The sequence below is a fragment of the uncultured Allobosea sp. genome (genome assembly GCF_945957345.1).
Taxonomy (GTDB): domain Bacteria; phylum Pseudomonadota; class Alphaproteobacteria; order Rhizobiales; family Beijerinckiaceae; genus Allobosea.
In genome coordinates, this window is sequence record NZ_CAMFKW010000052.1 from 25434 (window position 1) to 34852 (window position 9419).

At 67.0% G+C, this 9419-nt stretch carries 8 protein-coding genes; 7 read left to right on the forward strand and 1 reads right to left on the reverse strand.

Features of this window, described 5'->3' with window-relative positions:
• Nucleotides 1-233: 233 nt before the first annotated feature.
• The 4 genes from dnaE to Q0Q36_RS20870 all read left to right on the forward strand — a co-directional run bounded on the left by dnaE (nucleotide 234) and on the right by Q0Q36_RS20870 (nucleotide 5491).
• Complete coding sequence (gene dnaE / locus Q0Q36_RS20855) at nucleotides 234-3707, forward strand: DNA polymerase III subunit alpha (RefSeq protein ID WP_293801066.1); 3474 nt, start codon at nucleotides 234-236, stop codon at nucleotides 3705-3707.
• An 11-nt stretch (nucleotides 3708-3718) separates the two neighbouring features.
• Nucleotides 3719-4345 carry a bifunctional nicotinamidase/pyrazinamidase gene (gene pncA / locus Q0Q36_RS20860; RefSeq protein WP_293801068.1) on the forward strand — a complete coding sequence of 209 codons (627 nt, stop codon included), beginning with the start codon at nucleotides 3719-3721 and terminating at the stop codon, nucleotides 4343-4345.
• Nucleotides 4346-4352: 7 nt separating this feature from the next.
• On the forward strand, nucleotides 4353-5048 hold the full coding sequence (locus Q0Q36_RS20865; RefSeq protein ID WP_293801070.1) for a YafY family protein: 696 nt from the start codon (nucleotides 4353-4355) through the stop codon (nucleotides 5046-5048).
• A gap of 68 nt (nucleotides 5049-5116) precedes the next feature.
• Complete coding sequence (locus tag Q0Q36_RS20870; RefSeq protein WP_293801072.1) at nucleotides 5117-5491, forward strand: VOC family protein; 375 nt, start codon at nucleotides 5117-5119, stop codon at nucleotides 5489-5491.
• A gap of 6 nt (nucleotides 5492-5497) precedes the next feature.
• On the opposite strand, the gene Q0Q36_RS20875 is transcribed toward Q0Q36_RS20870, so the two are convergent.
• The gene (locus Q0Q36_RS20875; RefSeq protein WP_293801074.1) at nucleotides 5498-6652 is read right to left on the reverse strand and encodes a GGDEF domain-containing protein; all 1155 of its coding nucleotides are present in this window, start codon (nucleotides 6650-6652) and stop codon (nucleotides 5498-5500) included.
• Between the two features lie 137 nt (nucleotides 6653-6789).
• On the opposite strand from Q0Q36_RS20875, the gene Q0Q36_RS20880 reads away from it, so the two are divergent.
• From Q0Q36_RS20880 to tsf, 3 genes are all read left to right on the forward strand, one after another.
• Nucleotides 6790-7182, forward strand: a complete 393-nt coding sequence (locus Q0Q36_RS20880) for a pore-forming ESAT-6 family protein (RefSeq protein ID WP_293801076.1) — start codon at nucleotides 6790-6792, stop codon at nucleotides 7180-7182.
• A 254-nt stretch (nucleotides 7183-7436) separates the two neighbouring features.
• On the forward strand, nucleotides 7437-8429 hold the full coding sequence (locus Q0Q36_RS20885; protein ID WP_293801078.1) for a 30S ribosomal protein S2: 993 nt from the start codon (nucleotides 7437-7439) through the stop codon (nucleotides 8427-8429).
• A gap of 248 nt (nucleotides 8430-8677) precedes the next feature.
• Nucleotides 8678-9419 (forward strand): translation elongation factor Ts (gene tsf, locus Q0Q36_RS20890; RefSeq protein ID WP_293801080.1); only part of this gene is annotated, 742 nt, incomplete at its 3' end.

Genomic DNA, 9419 nt, shown 5'->3' on the forward strand with positions numbered 1-9419 from the left:
TGACTGCAGCGCGTAAATTCGCCGCCGGCCTCGCCGAGATCGCCTCGCTTGGCGTCTTCCTCGGCATGATCTGGCTCTGGGCTGCCATCCTCTCCGGCCCGCATGTCTGAGCACGGCAGGAGCCATCCACAGATGGGCCCGCAAGCCCTCGACGCCGGCCCCGCCCAGGACGCATAAGAGGCGCATAAGGACAGGGTCGACGAGTCGCCCGGTTGCGGCGGCAGGAGTGGGACATGAGCAGCGAAGCTGGCGAGGCGCGCGTTCTCCAGGAGATCGGCTTCGTCCATCTGCATGTCCATTCGAGCTATTCGCTGCTCGAAGGCGCGATGACGATCGCGACGCTGGCCAAGATGGCCGTGGCCGACGGCCAGCCGGCGCTGGCACTGACCGATACCGACAATCTCTTCGGCGGCCTCGAATTCTCGGAGAAGCTTGCGGGTTCCGGCCTGCAGCCGATCGTTGGCGTGCAGCTCTCGGTCGATTTCGCCGATGAGGGCGAGGGCAGCCGCAAGCCGACGCAGCCGCAGCGCCTGCCGCATATCGTCCTGCTCGCCATGGACGAGGGCGGCTATGGCAACCTGATGAAGCTCGTCAGCGAGGCGGCTTTGGCGACGGGCGGCTCGGGTCAGCCGGTTACCACGGTCGAGCGCCTTGCCGCCTACAATACCGGCCTGATCGCGCTGACCGGCGGGCAGGACGGGCCGATCGACGTTGCGCTCCGCCTCGGCCAACTCCCCCAGGCGCAGTCGCGTCTTACGACGCTCGCCGGCATCTATGGCGACCGGCTCTATGTCGAGATCCAGCGCCATGGCGGCGAGGGCGAGGCGGCGCGGGAAGCGCATCTCCTGCGCCTTGCCTATGATTCCGACCTCCCGATCGTCGCGACCAACGAGCCCTTCTTCGCCAAGCCGGCCGATTTCGACGCGCATGACGCGCTGCTTGCTGTCGCCGAGGGCCGCCTTGTTTCCGACGGTACGCGCCGCCGCGTTTCGCCCGAGCATTATTTCGCCTCGCGCGCCGAGATGAAGAAGCGCTTCGCCGACCTGCCGGAAGCGTTGGCGAACACAGTCGAGATCGCGATGCGCTGTCATTGGCGCGTCACCACCCGCAAGCCGATCCTGCCCCGCTTCGGCGAGGAGGGCCGCGACGAGGCCGAGGAGCTTCAGGAACAGGCGCGCGCCGGCCTTGCCGCGCGGCTCGCCAAGCACGGCCCGGCCGAGGGCTTCACCGTCGAGGATTACGAGAAGCGGCTCGATTTCGAACTCTCGATCATCACGAGGATGAAGTTCCCGGGCTACTTCCTGATCGTCTCGGACTTCATCAAATGGGCGAAGAACCATGACATTCCGGTCGGGCCGGGCCGCGGCTCCGGCGCGGGCTCGCTCGTCGCCTATGCGCTGACCATCACCGACGTCGACCCGCTGCGCTTCGGCCTGCTCTTCGAGCGCTTCCTCAATCCCGACCGCGTCTCGATGCCCGACTTCGACATCGACTTCTGCCAGAACCGGCGTGAAGAGGTGATCGAATATGTGAAGCACCATTACGGGCAGGAGCGCGTCGCCCAGATCATCACCTTCGGCACGCTGCTCGCCCGCGGCGTGCTGCGCGACGTCGGCCGCGTTCTCGAAATGCCCTATGGCCAGGTCGACAAGCTGACCAAGCTCGTGCCGCAGAACCCGGCCAAGCCGATCTCGCTGAAGGACGCGATCGAGGGTGAGCCCAAGCTGCAGCAGGCGGCAGAGGAGGAGCCGATCGTCGCGCGCCTGCTCGAAATTGGCCAGAAGCTGGAAGGGCTTCACCGCCATGCTTCGACTCACGCCGCAGGCGTGGTGATCGGCGACCGGCCGCTCGAACAGCTCGTCGCGCTCTCGGTCGATCCGCGTACCGGCATGCGTGTCACCCAGTTCAACATGAAATGGGTCGAGCAGGCCGGGCTGGTGAAGTTCGACTTCCTCGGCCTGAAGACGCTGACCACGCTGACGACCGCCGTGAAGCTCATCGCCCAGCGCGACATCCATATCGATCTCGCGAAATTGCCTTTCGACGATCCGACCACCTACGCCATGCTGGCCCGCGGCGAGACGGTCGGCGTGTTCCAGGTGGAATCGGTCGGCATGCGCAAGGCGCTGGTCGAGATGAAGGCCGACCGGATCGAGGATCTGATCGCGCTGGTGGCGCTCTACCGGCCGGGCCCGATGGACAACATCCCGACCTATTGCCGCCGCAAGCTCGGGCTGGAAGAACCGACCTATCTCCACCCCGGCATGGAGCCCTATCTGCGCGAGACCCATGGCATCATCGTCTACCAGGAGCAGGTGATGCAGGTGGCGCAGGCGCTCTCGGGCTATTCGCTCGGCGAAGCGGACCTGCTGCGCCGCGCCATGGGCAAGAAGATCAAGGCGGAGATGGACGCCCAGCGCGACCGCTTCGTAAAGGGCGCGATCGAGGGCGGCATCAAGAAGGACATCGCCTCCGAGATCTTCGACCTGCTGGCGAAGTTCGCGGACTACGGCTTCAACAAGAGCCACGCGGCGGCCTATGCCATCGTCGCCTTCCAGACTGCCTATCTCAAGGCGAATTACCCGGTCGAGTTCCTGGCGGCGTCGATGACGCTCGACATGGGCAACACCGACAAGCTCTCGGAATTTCGCCGTGATGCCGAGCGGCTCGGCATCAAGGTCGAGCGGCCGGCGATCAACCAGTCCGGCGTCGAGTTCGACGTGGCCGACGGCAAAATCTTCTACGCGCTCGGCGCCATCAAGGGCGTCGGCACGGCTGCGGTGGAATCGCTGGTGGCCGCGCGGCAGGCAAATGGCCCGTTCCGCGATCTCGCCGATCTCGCCCGCCGCATCGACACCAGGCTGGTCAACCGCCGTACGCTGGAAGCGCTGATCGCCGCCGGCGCGCTCGACGAGCTGGAGGCGGATCGCGCCCGCGCCGTCGCGGCGCTCGACGGCATGCTGGCGCTCTCGAACCGCACCCGCGACGAGGCGGCGGCAGGCCAGTTCGACCTGCTCGGCGGCGGCGTGGTGCAGGAGGCCTTCCGCATCCCGCAGGTCGAGCCCTGGGCGCCCGCCGAGAAGTTGAAGCGCGAGCACGAGGCGGTCGGCTTCTTCCTCTCCGGTCACCCGCTCGACGATTACGAGCATGTGCTGAAGCGCCTGCGCGTCCAGCGCTATGCCGATTTCGCCCAGACCGTGCGTGTCAACGGCACCGGCGTCGGCAAGGTCGCGGTCTCCGTCATCGACAAATCGGAGCGGCGTACCAAGTCCGGCTCCAAGATGGGCATCGTCAATCTCTCGGACCCGAGCGGCCAGTTCGAGGCCGTGCTGTTCTCGGAAGGGTTGATGAAGCTGCGCGACCTGCTGGAACCGGGCAGGGCGCTGGTGCTGAGGCTATCGGCCGTGCTCGATGGCGAAGAGGTGCGTCCGCGCATCGAGGATGCCGAGGAGCTCGACGGCCTCGCCGCGCGCCAGAAGCAGGACCTCGTCGTCTATCTGCGCGACGACAAGGCGGTGGCTTCGGTCGCCGAGCGCATCCGCCCGCGCGAGGCGACGCGCGCCGAAGGCAAGGTCTCGATCATCATGATCATCGATGACGGCGCCCAGGAGGTTGAGATCGAACTGCCGGGCAAGTTCCCGGTCAACCAGCAGATCGCCAATGCCGTGCGGGCCGCGCCCGGCGTGGTCGATGTCAGGCTGCAATAGGAGCTGAGCCGATGGCCGACGATCGGACCGTGTTGCTCGTCGTCGACGTCCAGAATGATTTCTGCCCGGGCGGCAGCCTCGCCGTGACGGATGGCGATGCCGTCGTGCCTGTCGTCAACACGCTCGGGCGCCGCTTCCGCCATGTCGTGCTGACGCAGGACTGGCACCCGGCCGGCCATGCCTCCTTCGCCTCCAGCCATCCCGGCCGCAAGCCGTTCGAGACGATCGAGCTGGCCTATGGCCCGCAGGTGCTCTGGCCGGATCATTGCGTGCAAGGCTCTACGGGAGCTGCCTTCCATGCCGGGCTCGATCTGACCCATGCCGAGGCAGTGATCCGCAAGGGCTTTCGCGGGGGCATCGACAGCTATTCCGGCTTCGTCGAGGCCGATCGCCGGACGCGGACAGGGCTGGAAGGATATCTGCGCGAGCGCGGCATCGTGCGCGTCGTCATCGCCGGCCTCGCCACGGATTTCTGCGTGAACTGGACGGCGCAGGATGCCGCTCGCGCCGGCTTCGAGACCGTCGTCGTTGAGGATGCCTGCCGCGCCATCGATCTCGACGGCTCGCTCGACAAGGCCTGGGCGGACATGGCCGCAGCTGGGATCAGGCGTGTGACCGCCGCGACCTTGGCGCTCTGAGGCGCAGATGTCCCGCGCCCAGCGCCTGCTCGATCTCGTTCAGGTGCTGCGCCGGCATCGCCGCCCGGTCTCCGGCCGCAAGCTCGCGGCCGAGCTCGGCGTCAGCATCCGCACGCTCTATCGCGACATCGTCACGCTGCAGGGGCAGGGCGCGCCGATCGAGGGCGAGCCCGGCCTCGGCTACATCCTGAAGCCCGGCTTCATGCTGCCGCCGCTGATGTTCAGCGAGGAGGAGATAGAGGCTTTGGTGCTGGGCTCGCGCTGGGTGGCGGACCGAGCCGACCCGGCCCTCGCCTTGGCGGCACGCGACGCCATGGCCAAGATCGTCGCGGTGCTGCCGGCCGATCTGACCCGCCGCGTCGAGGACGCGGCGCTGATCCTCGGGCCGGGAAAGATGCTGGTCGATGCCCCGCAGCTCGATCTGGCCGCCATTCGCAAGGCCATCCGGGCGGAGCGGCGCGCTTCCATCGGCTATGGCGACGCCGAGGGGCGCACCAGCGAGCGTATCGTCTGGCCGCTGGCATTGTCCTTTTTCGATCAGGTCCGCGTCCTCGTTGCCTGGTGCGAACTCAGGCAGGATTTCCGCCATTTCCGCACCGACCGTCTGATGCGCTTCGAGGCACTGGAATCTCGCTATCCGCAGCGGCGCCAGGCGCTGCTCAAAGCCTGGCGCGAGAAGGAAGGCATTGCACTTCCGGCGTGATCGACACTGCCGGAAATTGGCAGCATCTGATTCTAGTCTCCCTCATCCAAACCGATCGGGAGGCCACCATGTTCGACGCTCATTTCATCCTGCTTCATGTCGAGAGCCCGGCTGCCAGCGCCACCTTCTATGCCGACCTGCTCGGCAAGGAGCCACTGGAGCTGTCGCCGACCTTCGCGATGTTCGCGCTGCCTTCGGGCGCGCGACTCGGTCTCTGGTCACGCCATACGGTCGAGCCGGCTGCGACCACGACGGGCGGCGCGGCGGAGATCGCCATGATCGCCCCCAGCCTTGAAGCCGTCGACGCAGCCCATGCGGACTGGCGCAAGCGCGGCATCGTCATCCTGCAGGAGCCGACGGATCTCGATTTCGGACGCACCTTCACGGCACGCGACCCTGACGGGCATCGCTTGCGTGTGTTCCATCCTTTCCCGGAAGCCTGAGCCGACTTAAGCCGCCGGCTTGAGCTGCGCCTGGACGCGGTCCCGGCCCAGCCGCTTGGCGCGATAGAGCGCCTCGTCGGCCTCGACCAGCAGCTCGTCGAGCGGCCGCCCGCCGAGCTCGACCTCCGCCACGCCGATGCTGAGCGTCGGCTGCAGACCGATATCGGCGAGATCGACGACCTTGTCGCGGAAGGCGCTGCGGAGACGCTCGGCGACCCGCACCGCTTCCCGGACGCCGACATCGGGGAGGATGATGGCGAATTCGTCGCCGCCTTGCCGGGCCAGGATGTCGGTGCTGCGCAATTGCTCCTGCACCGCGCCGGCGAAGAGGCGCAGGATGCGGTCGCCGGCGGCGTGGCCGAGCGTATCGTTCAGCTGCTTGAAATGGTCGATATCGACGAGGAGCAGCGCGGCCCGCCGTTCTCCGTTCGATTGTTGCGCCAGCCATTGCTCCAGCCCGGAGCGGTTCATCGCCCCGGTCAGCGGGTCGCGCCGGGCGAGCGTCGCCAGCATCCGGTTGCTGCGCTCGGCGGCGAGGAGCAGCAGGGCCTGGCCTCTCAGGATCATGAAGGCGACGCCGGTCGCGGCAAGCCAACCGGTCGCTCCCGACTCGACCGGGAACAGCGTCGTGCCGACCTGGTCGAGCGCCGCCAGCGCGATGCGCCCGGCATAGATCAGGACCGTCGGCGCGAACAGGATCGCCAGCAGCCAGGCCGAGCGCAGCCGCTCCCTCCGGCCGAGCCGCACAGCCTCTCGGACGATGGCCGCGTCGCAAAGCGCCATGACCGTCGCCACCACCATGACGCGCGTCGAATAGCCCTCCGCGCCGGGCGACAGCGCGAGCAAGGTCCAGATGCCCAGGAGCACCACTCCGAAGCCGAACCAGTTGAGCTCGCGTCCCGCGAAATGACGGATGCCGAACAGCAGCAGCAGGCAGCCGGCCAGCATGGTGGTGTTGGCGAACTCGATCGAGACGATGTCAGGAATCACGCCACGGAAGGCCGCGCCCAGCAGGCCAGCGCCGATGCACAGGCTGCTGACGCCCCACCAGATCGGGCTGCGTGTGAAGCGGCCGGTCGCGAAGGTCATCAACTGCATCGCGCCGATGATGAAACAGGTCAGTGCGCCCGTGATGAAGATCGTTCTCAGGTCGAGAATCACGCCGATCCCGCTCCCCCGTCGCAGCCGTGTCGGCGTGCTCCGGGTTGTTCGGTTCCGCTGCTCGCGCTAGGCAGGTGGCGGCGGGTAGGCGAGCATCTTGGCATGCTTGAGAACATGATAGCCTGAGGATATTCCCCATGAACTTTTATAAGTCGTTGATGGCCGCTACCGCAGTCGCCCTTTTGGGCTCGGCCGCCCCGTCTTTCGCCCAGACTCAGGCCGACCAGCTCAAGGTGGCTTATCAGGCTGCCCGCAACCAGCTCGGCATCCTCGGCTATTGCGCCGACAAGGGTTACACCGATGCGGCTGCGGCCGAGGTCCAGAAGAAGTTGATCGCCATGATCCCGGCGCCGGCCGATGCCAGCGGCGGCGATGCCGCCGAGGCCGCCGGCCGCAAGGGCACGATCTCGGCCATGGGCATGGAGCAGAACATCGAGGTGATCGCCAAAGCGACGAACGGCACGGCGGCCACCTATTGCAAGCAGATCGGCGATATCGTGAAGCAGATGGGAGCCAAGCTGCCGCAGTGACTGCAGGCGAGGCCGGGCGGCTGCGCCCGGAAGCGTCTGTGCAACGGCCCATGCGGTATTCGCATGGGCCTCATCATGCCGCGCCCTCGGTTTTATCGGCCCAGCCGGCTTGCAATGCGGCGCCATCCCCTGTAAGGCGCAGCCCATCCCACATGGAGCGCATCGCCTCGATCTCCCGAGGCGTTCCGGTGACGTGGCAGCTCATGCCTTGTTCATTCGCGCTCCAGAGGCTCAACCGGAAGGACTAGAATACGATGGCTCTGCCTGATTTCTCCATGCGCCAGCTCCTCGAGGCCGGTGCCCATTTCGGCCACCAGTCGCACCGCTGGAACCCCAAGATGTCCCCGTACATCTTCGGCGTCCGCAACAACATCCACATCCTCGACCTGTCGCAGTCGGTGCCGATGCTGCACCGCGCCCTGCAGGCCGTGTCGGACACCGTCGCCCGCGGCGGCCGCGTCCTCTTCGTCGGCACCAAGCGCCAGGCGCAGGATGCCATCGCCGATGCCGCCAAGCGCTCGGCCCAGTACTACGTCAACTCCCGCTGGCTCGGCGGCATGCTGACCAACTGGAAGACCATCTCGGCTTCGATCCAGCGCCTGCGCAAGGTCGACGAGCTGCTCAACGGCGGCGGCACCGGCCTGACCAAGAAGGAGCGCCTGATGCTGTCGCGTGAGCGCGACAAGCTCGAGAAGGCTCTCGGCGGCATCAAGGACATGGGCGGCACGCCGGACATGATCTTCGTGATCGACACCAACAAGGAGCAGCTGGCGATCAAGGAGGCTCAGCGCCTCGGTATCCCGGTCGCCGCGATCGTCGACTCGAACTCGGATCCGGATGGCATCACCTTCCCGGTCCCGGCCAATGACGACGCCGGCCGCGCCATCCAGCTCTATTGCGACCTGATCGCCCGCTCGGCGATCGACGGCATCGGCCGCGCCTCGGGCGACCAGGGCATCGATGTCGGCGCCGCCGAGGCGCCGGTCGTCGAGGAAGCTCTCGAGGCCGCTTCCGGCGCCTTTGAGACGCTGACCGCTCCGCGCGGCGCTCCGGACGACCTGACCAAGCTCTCGGGCATGGGCCCGGATGCGGTCCAGAAGCTGAACGACGGCGGCATCTACCACTTCTGGCAGATCGCGGCGATGACCCCGGCCGACGTGACCAAGATCGACCACGACCTCAAGCTCGGCGGCAAGATCGACCGCGAGGGCTGGGTCGCCCAGGCTCGCGATCTCGCCGACGCGTAATTCGGTTTGCGATTGCGGCGCGTCATCGGCGCGTCGCAATCTGGTTCTCGATTGACGCCGGCTTTTAGAGCATCGGCACGAAAAATGGCCCGCGGTTTTCGGGCAGAGCCGATGCAAGACCAAAGAGTTGGAGGACGCGCCGACGGCCGGAAACGGAGCGTCGGCGTTTCCCCATGCAGGCGTCCGCATCATTCCGATCCGCGGCCGGCCCTCGGGCTCGCGCCGCACCGACAGCAAGGACAAGACAGATGGCAGCGATCACCGCCGCGATGGTGAAGGAACTCCGCGACAAGACCGGCGCGGGCATGATGGACTGCAAGACCGCCCTTTCGGCGACCGACGGCAACATGGAAGCCGCCGTCGACTGGCTGCGTGCGAAGGGCCTGTCGAAGGCCGCTAAGAAGGCCGGCCGCGTCGCCGCCGAGGGCCTCGTCGCCGTCGCGGTGCAGGGCAACGAAGGTGTCGTCGTCGAGGTCAACTCAGAGACCGACTTCGTCGCGCGCAACCCGGAATTCCAGGCGCTCGCCAAGACCATCGCCGATGTCGCGCTGGAGAAGGGCGGCGACGTCGAGGCGCTGCTCGGCCATCACTATCCGGGCGGCGGCTCTGTCCAGGACGCGATCGCCAACGCCATCGCCACCATCGGCGAGAACATGACGCTGCGTCGCGTTTCCTCGCTCAAGGTCTCCTCGGGCGTGATCGGCTCCTATGTCCATGGCGCGATCGCCGACGGCCTCGGCAAGATCGGCGTCATCGTCGCGCTCGAGTCGACCGGCAAGGCCGATGAGCTCGCCGCACTCGGTCGCCAGCTCGCCATGCATGTCGCCGCGACCAACCCGGTCGCGCTCGACCTCGCTTCGGTCGCCCCGGACGTTCTGGAGCGCGAGAAGGCGATCCTGGCCGAGAAGAACGCCGGCAAGCCCGAGCACGTCCTCGCCAAGATCACCGAGAGCGGCCTGAAGAGCTACGCCAAGGAATACTGCCTGCTCG